The sequence below is a fragment of the Rhizobium sp. BK602 genome, from assembly GCF_014195095.1.
GTDB lineage: Bacteria > Pseudomonadota > Alphaproteobacteria > Rhizobiales > Rhizobiaceae > Rhizobium.
In genome coordinates this window covers 266,413-284,714 of sequence record NZ_JACIBC010000003.1, presented here as the reverse complement: position 1 = coordinate 284,714, position 18,302 = coordinate 266,413, and the positions used below count along the sequence as shown (strand labels likewise).

Here is an 18,302-nt window from a genome sequence, read left to right as displayed (position 1 = left end):
GTGGATTTATTTGTTTTGCAAATGCAACTATTATCGTGGGCGAAAGCTGGTCTGCATGCCTTGTTCTCGGAGCCCGCCAAAACCGGCTTCCAATAGCGGAACTATGGCACGCCGATCTCCTTGTGGCATGTTTGGCGCGGGAGTGCCGTTGCCGGTCGCGGACAGTATGACGTCATCCGTGTGCCAAAATTAAATTCTATCTTCTCTGGTATCTATGAGTGGATACTTCATTGAGCGTGAAGTCATATATGAAGGCTCACTACGATCCAAAGTCCGATTGATTGCAGCGTAACGTTGTTGATTTCGGATCGCTCCGCGAGATTTCTTCGCATCATCCTGGATTTATTTTATATTAGGAATGTGATAGCCGATATATATTGATCGCGTGGGAGCGCTAATGGTGGAATTCAAATTTGGTGAACCTCCGGTGGGAGACGCTGCAGACGACATTTCGACGGAATGCCAGCGCCAATTGCAGCCCATTATCAATCAGATCGTTCAAGCCGCGGTTGCAGCCGGATGGAATCAAAAAGACGTGCTTCTGGCCTTGGTGGAGACTGCCTGGGATTTATACGAAAAACGACGTGGTGATCTCTAGCCATGGCGATCGAGCGGCCAGCGGTTCCTTGCGAACCGGCGTGTTAGGCGAGATCGATCAACTGACGAATAGTGTGCATATGCTATTGGATTTACTTGATTATTTTCAAGGTGGCGTATGGTGCGATAGCCATCCCGAGTGAAATCGGGCCAAATTCCCTCATAGCTATTGTTTCTTTACCATGCGCACAACTCCTCTTCACAACCAAATATTTTGCCCTATTTAAGTTCGTGGCAATACGCTGATTTGCGGCAGCGTTTGAGCAAGCAGTGTTGGGAAAAGGACTTCATGAGCGATTGAGGTCCTGCTGCATGTTCGTGCGCACAGTATTTCGTTCGGGCGGGGCGATGCAGAATGAGAGAGACGAACGAGCCTCGGGAACGGGCCGATCGATATGTCTTCGATATAATTCCCGAAAGCGCGGGGCCGAGAAAGGTCACGACGCGGGGGAGCGTGATACACTCTATCCGCAACCCCGGATCACAGACGTTTCTGGCCAAGGAACATGCTGTTGGAATTGTACTGTCCCCCACACCCAAGTTGAGGGCTTCGCTCGGCAGCGACAGGATCACGGAATATGATGCACCGCTTGGCTGTGTCGCCGTCAATCCCGCGGGCGTGGATAGCAGCCTCGCTTGGTCGGAAACGAGAAAAAATCTCGTCATAGCGATACCTCCGGAAGCGCTGTCCGAGCTGGCTCTTCAGGAGCTTGATCTCGCCAATGTCGAGCTTCAGCCACCTGCTTTCGGCACCGTTGACCTCCGCGCGCTCGAGATAGCCCAGAGGATTTCCGTAGAGTTAACTGGGAAGGCAACTCCGAATGAACTCTATCTGGATTCATTGGTTACCCTGTTCGGTGTTCATCTGCTTCGTACCTACGCAAGCCCCATGAAACAGCTTCCATTGTCTAAGGGTGGGCTCTCCGCCAAAAGCGCTCGGCGTGTGGAGGAGTATCTCCACGAACATTTTACCCAGAAGGTGCACATCGCCGAGCTTGCCGCGGTTGCCGGCATCTCGCCGAACCACTTCATCCTGCGGTTTGCCAAAACGTTTGGCATGCCGCCGCATCGCTATCTGATCAACCTGCGCCTGGATTTCGCGGAGAAGCTGCTGATCGAAGGTGAGATCGCGATTGCCGAGATCGCCTACATGGCCGGTTTTTCCGACCAAAGCCATTTGGCCACCACCATGAAGCGATACAGGGGAAAGACGCCGACGGAGCTGCGATTTGCGAGATAATCGCTGCGAGCCTTCGCCGCAGAGTCCCGAATAGGTACGGCCGCGGCCGCTTTTTCCCAACATGTCGCCAAAACGCATGCTCAGGGATGACCCTGCGCGGCGGAAGCGCGATTGGCGGAGCAAAGCTGGCGCTACCCTCGCCATATCATTGAAATATTAGCCGCCTGAAGTCAGTGTGGCAAAGCGGATACACCTGTCGCTGGCTAAGCAAAAAACCGTAATTTTCTAAAAATAGTCCGTAGTTTTCTAAAATACCGTTGTCGCAAATAAGGCCATGTTCGCACCAGTAACCATTCGGTGCGCTATGGACACTCAATTCTCAGGTTTTGAAATCTTTGCTCCGAAAGTCGAGGTGGCCTGGACCGCCTTGCAACGGCAATATGCCGGTCGTCTCACCGGCGCTGAACTCGATCATCTATTTGCCTGCCTTGTCTATGGGGTGACCTCTCCGGCCTATGCCGAACGGGAACCGGCTCTTCATTTCGATATTTGCCGCGCGCTGGTCGCGATGAAGCTTCCCGCCGATCGCGCCGATGCCGCGCTGCATACGGTTCCGGAACCGACGCAGCCATGGGTCGTGGATGCCCGCGAGCAGATCGAAAGCCAGGCCATCAGGATGGGGCACACACTTCAGGAAATGCACAATTTCGACGACGACGCAGGCGCGGATGCGGATCAGGGCGCGCTTGGTCGTTCAAGCAACAGCGAGGAGAAGGCAGCATGATGAAATGCGTTGGGGACCATCTGCAGTTTAAATCTCATACTGGATTTGTCGAAAATTGGATTTCGGGGGGGAGCGATAGTCGTTCGCTTCGTCGACGGCTGATAGCCGTGCTGCGCATGGCGCATCGGGCACTGGGCATGAAGCGCAAGCGGTTGGGGCTTGGGCCGTTGGGAATGGGCGGGGCAGTGGCACTGGGTGCGATTGTATTCGGGGGCATCGCCACGCCGGCCTTGGCGCAGTATGCCGCCGGCGGCGGAACCGCGACAGGCGGCAACTCCGTCGCCATCGGTAACAGTACCCAAGCGAATGGTGCGAACAGCGTGGCGTTGGGCACCTCTAATAGCGCAACGGGCGATGCTTCGATCGCCATCGGCTATTCGATGAGTGTCAATGGCCTTAATTCCATAGGCATAGGCGTCTTCGCGGGCGCGACCGGTGTCAATGCGCTCGCCATAGGTGGGAACGCAAAGGCCACCGCGGACGGAGCAAGCTCCATTGGGGTCAATTCGGTCGCAGCCGCAGGCGCGTCCGCCTTTGGCCTGAACGCGCGTGCCGACGGAACGGACTCGACGGCGATCGGCTATGTGACTCGGGCGACCGGGCTGCGCGCCACCGCGCTCGGGTTCGGGGCAACCGCGTCCGGGCTGGATTCGATTGCCCAAGGTAATAGCGCTACCGCAAGCAACCAGAACTCCATAGCCATTGGCTTCGGAGCGACCGCGACAGCGATCAACGCCGTCAACCTTGGTAACCGAACTGTTGCGGGAATGGGCGCCCTTCAAGAGAGCTCCATCGCCATCGGCACGGACGTATTGGCCTCTCAAGTCGACGCCACCGCGATCGGCCGCCAAAGCCAGGCTACGGGCACGAGCGCCATTGCCCTCGGCAAGACAGCCGCTGCCTCGGGGACCAACTCGCTCGCCATCGGCCCGACCACTGTTGCATCGGGAGCCTTCGGGGTTGCTTTGGGTAACCAGTCGCAGGCTCTCGCTGGCGGCGGTGCCGTTGCGATAGGCTCGGGCGCAACCGTTGCCGCCACCGCGACGTCCAGCGTCGCGCTCGGCAACAATGCAAATGCCGCAGGTGTTTTATCGGTGGCTGCCGGCGCTGGTGCCAGTGCCAGCGGCGACAATTCCACCGCCACGGGACGCCAGGCCGTCGCCAGCGGCACAAACGCCTCCGCCTACGGATCTGGAACAAATGCGGGAGGTGATAATTCTCTCGCGGCCGGCGTCAGCGCCAATGCCAGCGGAGCCGGCAGTACCGCACTCGGCATCGGCACAGTCGCTAGCGGCGGCGACTCGGCAGCCATGGGCTTTCAGGCCAGCGCGACGGGGGCGGACTCCACGTCGCTTGGTTCCGCCGCCCAGGCCACAGGTGCCCGCGCGTTTGCGGGCGGCCGTTCAGTCACGGCTTCAGGCGATGATTCCGTTGCCATTGGCACGACCGCCGTCGCTTCAGGGGCAAGCTCGACAGCGCTCGGAGCAGGCGCGGTGGCAAGTGATGTAAATGGAATCGCGATGGGCACGGCCGCCAGCTCGATCACCGCCGATTCCGTCGCCATCGGCACGGGTGCAGTGGCTGATGGCGGCAAGGCGGTCGCCATCGGTGCGGGCAATACCGCTTACGGTGACGGCGCGGTCGCCATCGGCGATCCGAGCTATGCCAGCGGCACGGGCGCCTTCACCGGCGGCGCCAACAACATCGCCAACAGCGATGGCACAGCGACTGCCACTGCCGCCAACCAGGCGGCCGGTGCTGTCGCGATCGGCAACAACAACAAGGCGATCGGTCAGGGCTCGGTTGCGCTCGGCAACGGTTCGACCGCGGGTGCTTCCGGCTTCGTCGGCAATGTCGCTTTGGGTAACGGCGCGACGGCAACAGCGAGTTCCGGCGATGTGGCCCTGGGTTCGGGCTCGTCGACCCTCGCAGCGGTCGGCACGGCCAGCGCGACGATCGGCGGCAATACCTATAACTTCGCCGGCACGACACCGAGCTCGACGGTGAGTGTGGGTGCAGCCGGTGCAGAGCGCACCATCACCAATGTCGCGGCCGGCCGGCTCAACAACGGTTCGACGGATGCGGTCAACGGATCGCAGCTCTTTGCGACCAACCAGCAGGTTGACCTGAACACGACCGACATTGCCAATCTCAACAACACTGTCACCAACATCAACACCGGCGGCGGCATCAAATATTTCCATGCCAACTCCACGCTTCCGGATTCACAGGCTCTCGGGACAGACTCGGTTGCGGTCGGCCCGAACGCCGTGGCCAACAATGCTGGTGATGTGGCGATCGGCTTGAATTCCGCATCGGGCGCGACGACGGCGGTCTCGAATACCACCATCGCAGGCACCACCTACAACTTCGCGGGTACGACGCCGGCCGGCGCATTCTCGGTCGGCTCGGCTGGCGCCGAGCGCCAGATCCAGAACGTGGCGGCAGGACAGATCTCGTCCGGTTCTACCGACGCGATCAACGGCTCGCAGCTCTTTGCCACCAATCAGGCGGTCGATACTCTTAACGGCCAGGTCACGCAGAATACCACCGACATCAGCAACCTCGGCAATACGATCAACAATATTGCCGGCGACACATCGACGGCCTACACCGACGCCAATGGCGATGGCATCCGCTATGTGCGCACCAATGACCGGACCCTTGCCGTCAGCGACTCCTCCGCGCAGGGCATCGGCTCCACCGCGGTCGGATATAATGCCACCGCTGTCGCCGACAGCTCGCTGGCACTGGGACGAGAAAGCCAGGCCACCATCGATGGCGGCGTAGCGCTCGGGTCCGGCTCGATCTCCAATCGTGCCCTGGCGCCGGCCACCGGTCAGATCGCGGCCGGCCCATCGAACTTCATCGAGTACAACACCACCGACAAAACGCTGTTGGGCGCTGTATCGGTCGGTTCGGACACGTCTTACCGGCAGATCACCAATGTCGCTGACGGTACCAGCGCGCAGGATGCCGTCACGGTTCGCCAGTTGCAGGGTGCTATCGCATCCGTTGCCGCGACGCCGAGCAAATATTTCCACGCCAATTCGACCGCCGGGGACTCCCTCGCCGTCGGCGCCGAGTCAGTGGCGGTCGGCCCGACGACGGTGGTCAACGGCGACAATGGCATCGGCATCGGCAATGGCGCGATCGTCGATCAGGTCGCACCGGGCGGCACGGCCATCGGTCAGAATGCCCATGTCATGCTGGCGGACGGCGTGGCGCTCGGCACGAATTCGACGGCCGCGGGCATCCAATCGGTGGCGCTCGGCGCTGGTGCGCAGAGCAACAACATCAATAGCGTGGCGCTCGGCGCGCAATCCATAACCTCCGTGGGGGCGCAGACGAACTATACCGGCTTTGCCCTTGCGAGCCCGCAGACCTCTGTCGGCGAAGTGTCGATCGGCTCGGCTGGATCGGAACGCAAGCTCACCAATCTCGCAGCCGGTTCGGCGGACACCGACGCCGTGAATGTCAGCCAGCTGAAGGGGCTTGGCACCAACATCACCAGCCTAATCGGTGGCAACACGACGGTAAACCCGGATGGAACGATCACAGGTCCCACCTACAACATCCAGGGCAACAACTATTCGACCGTCTATGACGCCTTCGGTGCGGTTGATAACACGCTGACCAACATCACCAATGGCGGCGGGATCAAGTATTTCCATGCCAATTCGACGCTGGCGGACTCTCAGGCCTCAGGCACTGATAGCGTCGCGATTGGTCCGGCAAGCGTGGCCAGTGGAACGAACAGTCTCGCCGCCGGCAATGGAGCGACGGCGGCAGGACAGGGCGCTGTCGCTCTCGGCCAAGGAGCGCAAGCCAACAATGCCAATGACGTCGCCTTGGGCTCTGGCTCAGTGACACAAGCGGCTGTCGGCACCTCCGGAACCACCATTCAGGGCAAGACCTATGACTTTGCCGGCACCGCGCCCGTCGGCACTGTCAGTGTCGGTTCCCAAGGTGCGGAAAGGACCATCACCAACGTCGCTGCCGGCCGCATTTCCGCCGACAGCACCGACGCGATCAACGGATCACAGCTTGCCGCGACCAATTCGGCGGTTGATGCTCTGCAGACCGGCGTGGGGACCATTACCAAGAATGCCGTTACCTATGACCTCAATCCGGATGGCAGCAAGAAGAACAGCATCACCCTGCAGGGCGGTGACGTCAATGCGCCGGTGGTCATCTCCAACGTCGGCAAGGGTGTAGCCCCGACCGATGCCGTCAATGTCGCGCAATTGGGCGACAGTATCACCCAGGCCAATTCCTATACGGACACGGCTGTTGCCAATGGCTTGACCTCGGCCAACAACTATACGGACCAGAAATTCGGTCAGTTGAACCGGGAGATTGGCGACGTACGGTCGGAGGCGCGGCAGGCGGCGGCAATCGGGCTTGCCGCGGCATCGCTTCGCTATGACGATCGCCCCGGCAAACTCAGTGTCGCGGTCGGCGGCGGCCTGTGGCGAGGCGAGGGCGCTCTGGCCTTCGGCGCGGGTTATACCAGCGAAAACGGCCGGGTTCGCGGGAACCTGTCGGGTACCGCAGCTGGCGGGCAGGTGGGTATCGGCGCCGGTCTCAGCTTTACTTTGAATTGAGCCAGTCATGATCAAAGGAGCGCTTCCCGGCGTCCCGGTCTTCATGGCTTGCCTGCTCCTGTCCGGCTCCCACGCGGCCGGACAGGAGGCAATCCCTTCCGACTTTCGAATAAAGCCTTCCGAAGTCGCTGTGCCTGCCGAGGCCAAGCTTGGCGAATATCAAAGGACCATCCGCCCGTTCGAAAACTGGACACTGATCTGCGACGAAAACCTGAAGGTTCGCCAGCGGGTCTGCAACGTTACCCAGATCATAGAGAACGCGGCGGGACAGATTGCATTCAGCTGGTCGCTCGCGGCCACCAAAGGAGGCGACCCCTATATGATCCTGCGCACGGCACCGGTTGCCAAAAGCGATGGCCGGATCTTGCTGAAGTTCGACGGGCGCAAGGAGCCGATACAGGTTCGGCTCGACGGATGCAGCAAGACCGTTTGCGTCGGCATGCTGCCGGTGGGACCGATACTGCGTGAACAGATCTCAAAAAGCTCGGCACCCACAATCTCCTACCCGACGATGGATGGGCAGACGATCAGCGTAACCGCGACCCTCAAGGGTCTTTCCACGGCCGTTAAGGCAATCAAGTGACGGATAGATTTTCAATGAACCAGCAATCAATCCATGATCGGATCATGTCCAGGGGCCAGGGCACCGCTGTTGTCCAGAGCGGGGTCGAAGACCAGGCAAAGCCGAGACGAAGCTGGCGGAAAGCGACGATCCTCTCGCTATTCGCAATTGCCGTTGTCGGTGCCGTCGGCTATGCCGCCTTGCGATACAATCTGGTGGAAAATTTCATATCGCAGCCGGCGGTTGCCGGGACGAATGACGCCAATCCGGCGCTGGCGAACACACCATTCCTGCAGCACGCCAAACAGGCCGGCTTGCAATCCTGCTCCACCGTCTTTCCGGTTCTCGGCGAATTGCTGACGAACGGCACCCAATACAATGTCCAGTCGGTTTGGAACAACGAGGCGGCGGACAAGCATGCGGTCCAGGCGCTTGTGGGCATGAACTATGCCACGCAAGGCTATAGCGGCCCGGCGGCCGGCATCGTCTTTGCGGCGCCCCTCGCATCCGGCTGTGAAGGCGCGATGGTTCGCGTCGCGCCGTTTACCGCCTCCTGCCCGGATATTTCGACCAGGTTTCCGAACGGCAGCAAGCTCGTCAACAATCTCGGGCCGATCGGCGTCTACGAACTTGGCAATGACGGAGGCAACGCGATGCTCTTGCCGACCGGAAACGGTTGCGTCGTCATTTCCGTCGCCTCGGCAGCAGGAAAACAAGGAAGCACGAGATGATATTCAGATCTACCATTGCGGCAATCGGCATGCTGGTCGTCTCGACAGGCCAGCTCGGCGCGGCCGATCTCTTTACAGCCGAGGAGCCGCCGGCTCCACCGCCTCAGGAGGAGCGTGGCATCTGGGCGGCAATCGCCTATTCCACGCCGGATGAAAAGCATGGCTTCTTCTGGGGCGCCGACAAGCGGCAGGAAGCCATGGATATCGCGCTCAAGCATTGCGAACGGGACGGCGGCAGCAAATGCACCGTGGTCACCGTCTTCCGCAATCACCGGCATTGGGATGACGACGACAATACCGGCTTTCCCTATAAGCATTGCGGCGCGCTCGCCATCGGCAAGGAAGAAAAAAGTCGCGTGACGCCATGGGGCGCGAATTCGGCACCGACGCGCCGCGAAGCCGAAGATCTTGCGCTGAAGGCATGCGAGGCCTCCGGGACGCAATGCAAGGTTCGCGAGTGGGTATGCACCTGACGCAGCCAGCACCAGGACGGCTACGGGGATGGACGTTCATCCCGCAGTGGTCGTTTCCGGACGGCATGCCGCCCGACATTTTACAGAATCCTCCGAATAACTGTCTTCTTCCAAGCAGAAAGACGTGAGCCCTTGCCGATCTCGACATCCATCTCATCTTTTCAGAAAAGCGGCTGCATGACCCGTACGCGGCTCGCCCTTCTTTGTGCAGGCATCATGCTCGCTCCGGCAGCCTTTGCCCAAACGGCTCTGCCGAACGGCGCATCGACTCTGCAGGAGACCTATCAGGACTGGCGCGTGGCATGCAGCCAGCGCGATAAGGCGCCGGCCTGCGCGATCTCGCAGGATCAGACCCAGCAGAACGGCCAAAGGCTGCTGGCCATCGAGATGCAGATGCGTCCCGATGGCAGTGCGGTCGCAACGCTTCTCCTCCCGTTCGGCATAGTCCTTGATTCCGGCGTGACGCCCAATGTCGATGACCAGCCGCCGCTGAAACCGGTGCGTTTCCGCACCTGCCTGCCGACAGGATGCATCGCCTTGCTTCCGATCGATGCCGCAACGCTTGCCAAGTTGCGGACCGGATCGCGCCTGAACCTCAGGGTAACCGCCGATGCGGACAAGCCCCTGAGCTTTCCGGTGTCGCTCCAGGGCTTCTCGGCCGCTCTCGATCGTGTAGCCGCGTTGACACCGAGATAGGGAAGTCGCGATGCGGCGTAAGGCAGGCCCTCTCCGGCTCGTCTGGATATCCCGGCCTACGAGTTTTCATCGTGGCCAATGAGTGGCGCAGCGGCGGAGCCTGCCTCGGTGATCAGGCTGCTCTGCGTGCAATGAGCCGGCACCGGATCGTTCGGCCCGATAAAGCGGACCTCGGGATGGAGATGCAGCCGCGTTCGCAAGCGCTCCAGCAACCGCTTGCAGGCGGCTGTATTGACGTCCTCTTCGCCGGTCAACTTGCCGGCCAGGCGCATGAACCAGCTGTCATAGGCCTGTATATAAAGGAACCATCGCGGTGGATCCGGCGTCGCGGCTGGCGTGTCGCGGCAGAGCCAGATGGCGCGTGCGTGCTGAAAGAGCGGCTGAAGCGTGCCTTGCAGCAAGGCAAGTTCGGACGCCTCCATTCCATGTGGATGGAGACCCTTCGCTGAAGATTGCCTTGCATCCTCGCTTGTCCATAGCTGGTCGGCGATCTGCCGATGGTGTTCTGCCGCCTTGTCGCCCACCCGCAGGTAGAGTTCGCAGAGCTGGCGATGCGCTTGATACGCGGAGGAAGAGGCGGATTGGCCGATGCGTTGCCAGATGGAAATCGCCGCGTGAATATCGCCGCCTCGCTCCAGATCGCCGGCCCTTAGCCGTAGAAGCGCCGGGTCTTTGGGTGAGTAGCGCAATCCCTCCGCAATCGCCTCGGCGCGAAGCGTTCCCGTCAGGTCGAATTTCTCTGCCAGTTGCGCCAGTTGCAGCCAGTCCTGTTCGTCAAACACCTGTTGCTCGCGCCGCCGCAGGAGCCTTGAGAACTCGTTGCATTGATGGGCATGCCAGTCTCCTGCCTCCTGCCAGCCTTGAACGGCATTCTCTCGCCAATCGGCATCCAGTTGCGCGGCGATGCCGGAGGCTTCTCCTTGCAGCCAGTCGACGGCAGCGGAGATTCCTTCGAGGTGCCAGGGCAGGTGATCGGGGAGCGGGCCAGCCCGGTCAAATCCAGTGGCGGCGACACGCTCGAAAAAGACCGGATGCGTGCTGTGAATATCCGGTTCCTGGCAGAGGCTTTCGTGCAGCCAAACAGCCGCTTGTGCCTCGTCATGTGGACGGCTGTTCGCAGGCTCGGTCAAAAGCTGCGAAAATGGCTGTATTTCCGCGATGCCATTCTTGCCTGCCTGGCCAAATATATCCGGCCAGAATTGGCCGGACATCGCCTTTTGCCGCAATGCCAAGGCGACTTCGGTCTCGAATACAGTATCGGCGCCGCAAACCTCGATTGCCTGCGCATCGGCAACCACCTCGCAACGGCGTGAGAACTCCAGCGTCTCGCGCATCATGCGAGGCACGTACCAGGAAAGAAACACTCTAAGTGGCGCGGTGATCAGCCGATGATTGCGCTCGTGCAGTTCACCGAGCGCCGCCCAGCGTTGGCGGGCCATATAGGCCCAGCGCGCGAAATGGCCGTGCAACCGGGAAATATGGGCATATTCATGAGCAATGACGGCAGCGGCCTGCTTTCCCGTCAATAGGGCGAGAAGCGGCAAGCCGAGCACCAGAACATGCTTCGGCTGACCGGCACGAGAGCCCGTCTGGTAGATGAAAGCGTTTAGTTCGGCATTGATATGAACGGCCGTGAAAGCCGGCGCATCGCAGGCAAGGCGCAACCGTTCAAGCTCCTCGGCGAGAGCCGGAACCTTGCCGGGCTCCAGCAATATTCCGTTCGAGATCGGTGCCGGCGGCACGGAGGCATAGGCACGCAACACCATCAGTCCGTAGAAGACCCATGACAGCGCCGGTACGGCAAGGAGCACCGACAGAAGCCAAGAGTGCACCAGCAGCGCGAGCAGAAGCGGCGACAGCATCAGCGTGCAACCGCAGACAAGCAGGAACAGGTCGCCAAAGGCGAGCCAGAGCAAGGCTCGCCATCTGCCTTCGCGCGGCGACGGGAGTGGACTGGCCATGGCGGACACTTATTTTGGCGGCAGATGCTCGCTTGACAGTTTCTTGCCGAGGAAGAAGGCTTTCAACGCCCGGCCGGCCATTTGCATTCCTGTCGATCCGTAGACCTGCGTCTCCATCCACTCCAGTGCCGAATGGTTGGGGAAAAGCTGCTTGTAACGGTCGAACCACTGCATCGCGACAAAGTCGCTTTGGGGAACGCCGTCGCCGTATTTATACGCCAGGACGACCTGGCCATAAGCTTCGCCGGCAATGTGGTCGTCATGGTAGTCGACGAGGGATTTCATATCGGCAACGGCCTGCTGCTTTTCCTCCGCAGTTCCGTGCCGGCGGTCGACGCTCGCAACCTTGATCATTGCCATTTCCACGCCGCCATTCATTGCCCCGACGTAAAAATTGCGAACGCGCTCGAAATTTTTGCGCTCCTGTAGATCCAAACTGTCGACGTTTTCAAGGCGCCAGGCGTAGTTGTACAACGCGACCGGTTCGCCGTCGTCAACGGCCAGCTCCAGCCAGCGACCCGCTTCCTCGTCGTCAAGCAGTTCCGGGTCGGTATCGGGCCGGATTCCGTTTGTAATATCGTACATGCTCGCAGCGGCGGAATAGGCGCGTCTTTCGGCAAATGCGCGGGTGAAATAGGTCGCTTCCTTCTGGAAGCCGCCGTCCCACATCATCCGGCAGGCATGCATCGGTGTAAACTCGTCCGGTTCATGCAGCGGTTCGAGCTGTACCGCCCGTTCGATCAACCGGGTTGCAATGGCAGGATCGGCCTTGATCCCCCACATGCCGAACTGCCAGGCGAACGCCGCCACGGTGAGCATCGTCGGCTCCTCGAAACGGCGGACGGCGGTTTGCAGCACCTTCACATAGGCGCCTTCATGATCCTCGAAATGCTTGATCAGCATCAAATAGGTGAAATCCCGAAACGGGCCATCGATGGCGGGATAGGTTCCCGGCGGCTTGCAGTAGCGGATGGATTCCACATGGCGCTGGCGCGCCAGTTCCGCGTCGGCGAGCGAATAATTCGTAAAATTGGCGTATTGCCCGAGGGAAATGAAACGCAGGCGGTCGGAGAGGTCCCGGGCCAGCCAAGTCTTGAAAATCTTCTGCTTGGCGGCGATCTCGCGAGTGTCGCCCGGCTGCGGATAACCGGACAGCGTCAATGCATCCAGAACGCCCGGCCATCGGACGTCGTTGCGTTCCTGCTCGTTCAGCGCGGAGCACAAAGGGCCAGCGGCGAATTTCTCGACCTCGCCATCGCCGCCGCCCCAGCGGGGGCTTAGATACTGCGCATAGGTTGCCAGGATATCGGCCCATCGGGGCTTGAGCGAAAGGCAGTAGCGCAGCCAGTAATAGCCAGGGTTTTCGACGTCTTCTTCCTTTGCGGGCGGAAGCGAAGCGGGAAGAGCCGCCGTCACAATGCCGGGTGGCTTTAATCCATGTCTGGCAAGCTGGGCGCACGCAGCTTCGTAAAGATCCGGCTCGAACTCCTCGCGCTGCATGGTTTTTTCCAAAGTCGTGCCGCGAAACAGCGCATCGACAAAATCCGGCTGGCCGAGATAAAGGCTGATCTGCATCATCGTTTCGGCGGCAAGCGCCGGCCGCTCCGAGAGCGCCATCGCCTTCAGCAGATGTTCGGCCGCGGTCACGCAAGCCATGCGGGCGGCAACCCATTGGTCCTCGCCGACCTCCGATGACCAGGCCGCCGTCCGAATGTCGCCGGCCCGTCGGAAATAATAATCACCGATGATTTGCCTTGCATGATACGAATTCGGATAGGCTTGGCTCCAGGCATTCAGCAATTCCAGTCTGCGCGCCGCATCGATGCCGGCATAGTCAAACAGGCCGGAGCCGTTTGCGAGAAATGTGTAGTGGTCCTCCGCGCTGCCGGCCGGCTGCCACCAGGCAGTTTCAAGCGCCGTCATCATGCGCTCGACGTCTTCGAAGCGCCGTTCAAGCATCGCCCTTCGCAGGTCTTCCCGCCGGCGAAAGCGAGCCCAGTCGGGGCCATCCAGGGGCAGGGGAGGCGAGCTTGTGACGGTCTGCATGGCGGCTCCTCAAATATGTTCAGCATGGCGGTCTCAATTCAGTTCGATGGAGCCCCATCAAAGGGCATGTCCATGACCCGAACCGAATCCGGCGCTATGTGCGCTCGATCTGTAGCGTGAATGCAGCGCGAATTTCAACCATCGGCGGTACTGTCGGGCGAGGGCTTGCGGGGAAAGGCGCAAAAGGCGGGAGTACCCGGACCTCAAAGAGCCCGAACCTCAAAGAGATCGTGCGTCTGATCAAGGCCACGTTGGCGTGACCGCGTCCAACGAGCGGATGGCAGCCTGTCGCAAAGGCTCCCAAGGCCTGAACCAGCCCCTTGAAGAAGCATGGCTTTCCAGCACGGGTAGAAATTCTGCCTTTCAATTGCGCCGCGCCGACAGGATCATTCCCGTGCGGGGTGGGGCCCCGTTCGCGGCTATCGCCGCTCGGACCTTTGCGGAGCAGAAGGCATGACCATCAATCGTCGTCAATTCAATCAACTCTTGCTGCTCAGCGGCACAAGCCTGGCATTGGCCGGCTTTCCGGATATCGGGGCGGCGGCCGGGGAAACGCCTGTCCGTGGCGGCACGCTCAATTGGGCTTATTATCCCGATCCCACGGCGCTGATTGCCATCAATACCTCTTCCGGCACCGGACAGGCGATCGGGCCAAAGATCAACGAAGGCCTGTTCGATTTCGACTATGACCTCAATCCGATACCGTTGCTGGCAACCGAATGGTCGGTGAGCGACGACGGCCTGCGCTATACATTCAAGCTGCGCCAGGGGGTGAAATGGCATGATGGGGAGGATTTTACCTCCGAGGACGTCAACTTCACGATTTTCCGTCTGAGGGAGGCGCATCCGCGGGGGCGGATCACCTATCAGAATGTGACGGCCGTCGAGACGCCCGATCCGCATACGGCGATCATCGTTCTCTCGAAGCCGGCGCCCTATCTGATCTCGGCGCTCAGCAGCTCGGAATCGCCCATCGTTCCGAAGCATGTCTATGAAAAATTCAAGCCGGAACAGCAGCCTAATCTTGCGCAGACGATCGGCACCGGGCCGTTTATCCTGAAGGAATGGGTGCCGGGCAGCCATCTGATCTTCGATCGCAATCCCAATTACTGGGATGCGCCGAAGCCTTATCTCGACCGTGTGGTGCTGCGTGTCATCCTTGACCCGGCGGCGCGCGCGGCGGCACTCGAAACCGGGGAGATCGACATCGGCGCCAATCCCGTGCCGCTCTCCGATATCGAGCGGCTGAAAACCAATCCGAACCTTGTCGTGGACACGACCACCTACGCCTATTCCGGTCCGCAGCAGCAGCTGTTCTTCAACTATGAGAACGAAATCCTGAACAAGCGCGAGGTCAGGCTGGCGATCGCGCACGCCATCGATCTGCAGAAGCTGCTCGATATCGCGCTTTACGGATACGGGCAGGTTTCGCCGAGTCCGATCAGCACGGCGCTGCCCAAATGGTACGATCCGAGCATCAAGGCCAGGGAACCCGATCCGAAGCTTGCGGAAAAGCTTTTGGACGAGGCGGGCTATCCGCGCGGCGCGGCCGGCAAACGCTTCAAGCTCCGTCTCGCCTATAATTCCTTCCTGACGCCGGCCTATGCCGATTTCATCAAGCAATCGCTCGCAGTCGTCGGCATCGACGCCGAAATCCTGAAGCTTGACCTCGCGACCTTCCTGAAGACTGTTTATACCGACCGCGCCTGGGATATCGTCATCGAATCCCTTTCCAATACCTTCGATCCGTCATTGGGCGTACAGCGCGCCTATTGGTCGAAGAACTTCAAGATCGGCCTCGTCTTCTCCAATGCGAGCCACTACTCAAACCCTGAGGTGGATCGTCTGCTCGAGGCGGCGGCGACGGAACCGGACGAAGCCAAGCGCCGGGCGCTCTGGTATCAGTTCCAGCGTATCATCCACGAGGATGTCGTCTCCGTCGACCTGGTCGCAGCCGGCGCGCAGATCGTCGCCAACAAGAAGGTGCGAAATTTTGCGCCCGGAGCGCAGGGCATCAACAACAGCTTCGGGCAAATATGGCTCAGTCCAAGCGCCTGACGCATCGCTGATAAAACACGAGGGCCGCAGGATATGATCCTGCGGCCCTGATTGTTGGAAGAGATGTTTGCGAGGCTCGGCCGCTTAGATCTGGCCGATCTTATATTGTGCCGGCGGCGGTGTCCCATTCACTGCGAAATCGCCGACGATGCGGTCGCGATAGATGCGCGGATTATGGGACGAGATCGTTCTTGCGTTGCGCCAATAGCGGTCGAGGCCAAGACCGCGCTTGGTTGCCGACGCGCCGAGCGCATCGAAGAGCAGCGTGGTGGCTTCGAGGATCAGGCTGGTGACGGCGTGAACCGACTGATTGACCTCGATCTCGGCGATGGCGTTCGCGCGCTCGCTGACAGCCGTGTCGGCGGCGCGTTGTTCATAGGCCCGCTGGAGTGCGTCTGCCGCCTTGAGGACGATCGCGCCCGCCGAATAAGCCGCGCCCCGCACCCGGCCGACGACCTGGAGGATCTGCGGGTCTTCGCTGACGCTCGGGGCATTGCCGTGGCTGTAGATGCGCTTGCGCTCGCTGACCAGCCTGGCGACATCGGTGGCGGCGGCGCGGCCGATGCCGGCGAGCGTGGCGAGGTGCACAAGCTGGAAGAAGGCGGAGGAATATTTGAACCGGCCGCCGGGAGGCGTGACCAGTTCCGCCTTGATGATCACATCTGAAAACAGCGCCGTTCCGCTTGCGGTCAGCGACTGCCCGAAACCGTCCCAGTCATCGACGACCTCGACGCCGGGTGCCTGGCGCGGCACCAGCGCTCCGATTGGTTCGCCGTTCTCGTCATTGCCGCCGAGATTGATCCAGTCGGCGAAGAGCGAGCCGGTGGTGTAATATTTCGCACCGTTCAACAGCCAATGATCGCCGTTGCGGGTCAGCTTGGTCGAAAAGGTTCCCACCTTCGCATCTCCGACCTCCGAGAAGCCGCTGCCGATCAGATCGCGCGCGGCGATCCGCCGAAGCCATTCGTCGCGCCAGGCGGCAACGGTTGAATTCAGAACGTCTTCCGTGAAGCCGAAATGCGAGCGAAGCGCATTCGTTACATTCGAATCGGCCGCCGAAAGTTCGATCAGTAGATTGAAGAGCTCGGGCAGGGTGGCAGCAAAGCCGCCATTATCGGTGGAGAGCCGCAGCGTGGTAAAGCCGCTTTCCCTCAACCAGCCGATCTGTTCGTGCGGAAGTTCGCGAACGAGGTCGCGTTCTATGGCTGAGGTGCGAATACGGTCGAAAACCGGCCTGAACCGCTCCGCCAATTCATCATAGCGAGACGTCGGGCCTGAGCCCCACGCCGAATCGATTTGCGTCATCGGTATTCCATCCGCCTGTTGAGATGCATCTTTTGCAGGGAGCCTATGGAACGACGGAGGGATACGTAAGTAAATTTAGTTTATAGATTTTATGTATTATAGAAATGAGTTCCCTTTCTTGCGGAATGGGAACATGTGGCCGCCCTCGTAAATGTAGAGCCGATCCTTAGTCTGGGGTTCATGGATCTCAGGGACACAGGAGCTTATCATGGGGACGAACGTGATTTCGATCGAGACTTTCCGAAGCTGGCTTGCCGACGGAGAGGAGCTCGCGGTCCTGGATATTCGCGACCCCTCGGTCGTTGGTTATGCCTCGCCGTTGTTCGCAACCAATCTTCCGGCAGAACGTGTCCTCGGCGAAATCGACCGCTTCATCCCGCGCAACGTCGTGCGCACCGTGCTTGTCGATGGCGGTGATGGTGATGGCGAACGTCTGGCAGAGGAGTTGAAAACGGTGGGCCGCCGTAATGTCTTTGCGCTCGCCGGCGGCATTCCCGCCTGGGTCGCCACTGGCCAAGACCTTCCGACCTTCGATATTCCGGGTGTCGATTTCTCTGTCGCCATCAAGAACGAGAAGAACACGCCCGCTACGTCGGTCGAGGAACTTGAGGCGCTGCGCAAGGCCGGCGAGGATGTTGTCATCATCGATACGCGTACTGTGCCGGAATTCCTCCGGGATCACGTTCCGGGTGCGGTCAGCGTTCCCGGTGCCGAACTTGTGCTGCGCTTCAAGGATGTCGTGCCCTCCGAGAATACCAAGGTGGTGGTTTCCTGCGCCGGCCTGCCGCGCGCCATTCTGGGAGCGCAGACGCTGATCGACGCCGGAGTGCCGAACCCTGTCTCCTATCTGCATGACGGCACCAAGGCTTGGACACAGGCCGGTTGGGAGCTTGAGAGCGGCAGGACGCGGACCTATGGAGCCGTCACGGAGACGGCCCGCGTATTTGCCCGTAAGCATATCGAGGCGCTCGGCAAGGGCGATGATTTTCCGGCCATCGATATCGCGACGGCCCGCCAGTGGGCCGCCGATGCGAACCGCACCACCTATCTGCTGGATGTCCGCACGCCGGAGGAGTTCGCCGAAGGTCATCTCGAGGGAAGCCTCTCCTCCGAGGGTGGCCAGCTTCTCGGTGTCGCCTATCGGACGATCGCCGTTCGCGGTGCCCGCGTGGTGTTGATCGACGATCCGCTGGGCGTGCGGGCTCGAACTGTCGCCCATTGGCTCCAGCGCCGAGGTTATGAAATCGCGATCCTGCTGGTCGATTTCGACGCCGGCCGGCTGGGCGAAGTCGCGTGACGGGC

General features: G+C 60.5%; 13 protein-coding genes. 10 read left to right on the top strand and 3 right to left on the bottom strand.

The features are described from left to right. The first annotated feature begins 397 nt into the window (after positions 1-397). From FHX11_RS11700 to FHX11_RS11665, 8 genes are all read left to right on the top strand, one after another. Positions 398-598, top strand: coding sequence for a hypothetical protein (locus tag FHX11_RS11700; protein ID WP_184357792.1), 201 nt, complete (start codon positions 398-400; stop codon positions 596-598). A gap of 354 nt (positions 599-952) precedes the next feature. After that, entirely contained in the window at positions 953-1,837 is an 885-nt protein-coding gene (locus FHX11_RS11695) for an AraC family transcriptional regulator (protein WP_184357791.1), read from the top strand. 352 nt (positions 1,838-2,189) lie between these two features. Next, a complete protein-coding gene (locus FHX11_RS11690; RefSeq protein WP_348649699.1) occupies positions 2,190-2,561 on the top strand; it encodes a hypothetical protein in 372 nt (123 codons plus the stop codon). Then, positions 2,558-7,168 carry a YadA-like family protein gene (locus FHX11_RS11685; RefSeq protein WP_184357789.1) on the top strand — a complete coding sequence of 1,537 codons (4,611 nt, stop codon included), beginning with the start codon at positions 2,558-2,560 and terminating at the stop codon, positions 7,166-7,168. Before FHX11_RS11690 ends, FHX11_RS11685 begins: the two co-directional genes overlap by 4 nt. Before the next feature lie 7 nt (positions 7,169-7,175). Continuing rightward, on the top strand, positions 7,176-7,751 hold the full coding sequence (locus FHX11_RS11680; RefSeq protein ID WP_184357788.1) for an invasion associated locus B family protein: 576 nt from the start codon (positions 7,176-7,178) through the stop codon (positions 7,749-7,751). Positions 7,752-7,765: 14 nt separating this feature from the next. Next, positions 7,766-8,461: a hypothetical protein gene (locus FHX11_RS11675; protein WP_184357787.1), complete on the top strand. Its 696-nt coding sequence runs from the start codon at positions 7,766-7,768 to the stop codon at positions 8,459-8,461. Beyond that, positions 8,458-8,934, top strand: coding sequence for a DUF4189 domain-containing protein (locus FHX11_RS11670; protein ID WP_184357786.1), 477 nt, complete (start codon positions 8,458-8,460; stop codon positions 8,932-8,934). Before FHX11_RS11675 ends, FHX11_RS11670 begins: the two co-directional genes overlap by 4 nt. Positions 8,935-9,111: 177 nt before the next feature. Then, positions 9,112-9,630 (top strand): invasion associated locus B family protein, encoded by a 519-nt coding sequence (locus FHX11_RS11665; protein ID WP_184357785.1) that lies wholly within the window; start codon positions 9,112-9,114, stop codon positions 9,628-9,630. Positions 9,631-9,686: 56 nt separating this feature from the next. On the opposite strand, the gene FHX11_RS11660 is transcribed toward FHX11_RS11665, so the two are convergent. Together FHX11_RS11660 and FHX11_RS11655 are read right to left on the bottom strand one after the other, a co-directional pair. Beyond that, complete coding sequence (locus FHX11_RS11660; protein ID WP_184357784.1) at positions 9,687-11,591, bottom strand: M48 family metallopeptidase; 1,905 nt, start codon at positions 11,589-11,591, stop codon at positions 9,687-9,689. Between the two features lie 9 nt (positions 11,592-11,600). Further along, positions 11,601-13,637 carry a DUF4034 domain-containing protein gene (locus FHX11_RS11655; protein WP_184357783.1) on the bottom strand — a complete coding sequence of 679 codons (2,037 nt, stop codon included), beginning with the start codon at positions 13,635-13,637 and terminating at the stop codon, positions 11,601-11,603. 453 nt (positions 13,638-14,090) lie between these two features. On the opposite strand from FHX11_RS11655, the gene FHX11_RS11650 reads away from it, so the two are divergent. Beyond that, positions 14,091-15,695, top strand: coding sequence for an ABC transporter substrate-binding protein (locus tag FHX11_RS11650; RefSeq protein WP_184357782.1), 1,605 nt, complete (start codon positions 14,091-14,093; stop codon positions 15,693-15,695). Positions 15,696-15,779: 84 nt separating this feature from the next. Here FHX11_RS11650 and FHX11_RS11645 read toward each other — a convergent pair whose 3' ends face one another. Then, positions 15,780-17,000, bottom strand: a complete 1,221-nt coding sequence (locus FHX11_RS11645; RefSeq protein WP_184357781.1) for a monooxygenase — start codon at positions 16,998-17,000, stop codon at positions 15,780-15,782. Between the two features lie 208 nt (positions 17,001-17,208). Here FHX11_RS11645 and FHX11_RS11640 point away from each other — a divergent pair, with 208 nt between their 5' ends. Next, positions 17,209-18,297 carry a rhodanese-like domain-containing protein gene (locus FHX11_RS11640; protein WP_184357780.1) on the top strand — a complete coding sequence of 363 codons (1,089 nt, stop codon included), beginning with the start codon at positions 17,209-17,211 and terminating at the stop codon, positions 18,295-18,297. Positions 18,298-18,302: the final 5 nt, after the last annotated feature.

Bases quoted from the DNA above. Each gene is read 5' to 3' on its own strand.
- FHX11_RS11700 (WP_184357792.1), top strand. From the start codon at position 398: ATGGTGGAATTCAAATTTGGTGAACCTCCGGTGGGAGACGCTGCAGAC.
- FHX11_RS11695 (WP_184357791.1), top strand. From the start codon at position 953: ATGAGAGAGACGAACGAGCCTCGGGAACGGGCCGATCGATATGTCTTC.
- FHX11_RS11685 (WP_184357789.1), top strand. From the start codon at position 2,558: ATGATGAAATGCGTTGGGGACCATCTGCAGTTTAAATCTCATACTGGA.
- FHX11_RS11680 (WP_184357788.1), top strand. From the start codon at position 7,176: ATGATCAAAGGAGCGCTTCCCGGCGTCCCGGTCTTCATGGCTTGCCTG.
- FHX11_RS11675 (WP_184357787.1), top strand. From the start codon at position 7,766: ATGAACCAGCAATCAATCCATGATCGGATCATGTCCAGGGGCCAGGGC.
- FHX11_RS11670 (WP_184357786.1), top strand. From the start codon at position 8,458: ATGATATTCAGATCTACCATTGCGGCAATCGGCATGCTGGTCGTCTCG.
- FHX11_RS11665 (WP_184357785.1), top strand. From the start codon at position 9,112: ATGACCCGTACGCGGCTCGCCCTTCTTTGTGCAGGCATCATGCTCGCT.
- FHX11_RS11660 (WP_184357784.1), bottom strand. From the start codon at position 11,591: ATGGCCAGTCCACTCCCGTCGCCGCGCGAAGGCAGATGGCGAGCCTTG.
- FHX11_RS11655 (WP_184357783.1), bottom strand. From the start codon at position 13,637: ATGCAGACCGTCACAAGCTCGCCTCCCCTGCCCCTGGATGGCCCCGAC.
- FHX11_RS11650 (WP_184357782.1), top strand. From the start codon at position 14,091: ATGACCATCAATCGTCGTCAATTCAATCAACTCTTGCTGCTCAGCGGC.
- FHX11_RS11645 (WP_184357781.1), bottom strand. From the start codon at position 17,000: ATGACGCAAATCGATTCGGCGTGGGGCTCAGGCCCGACGTCTCGCTAT.
- FHX11_RS11640 (WP_184357780.1), top strand. From the start codon at position 17,209: ATGGGGACGAACGTGATTTCGATCGAGACTTTCCGAAGCTGGCTTGCC.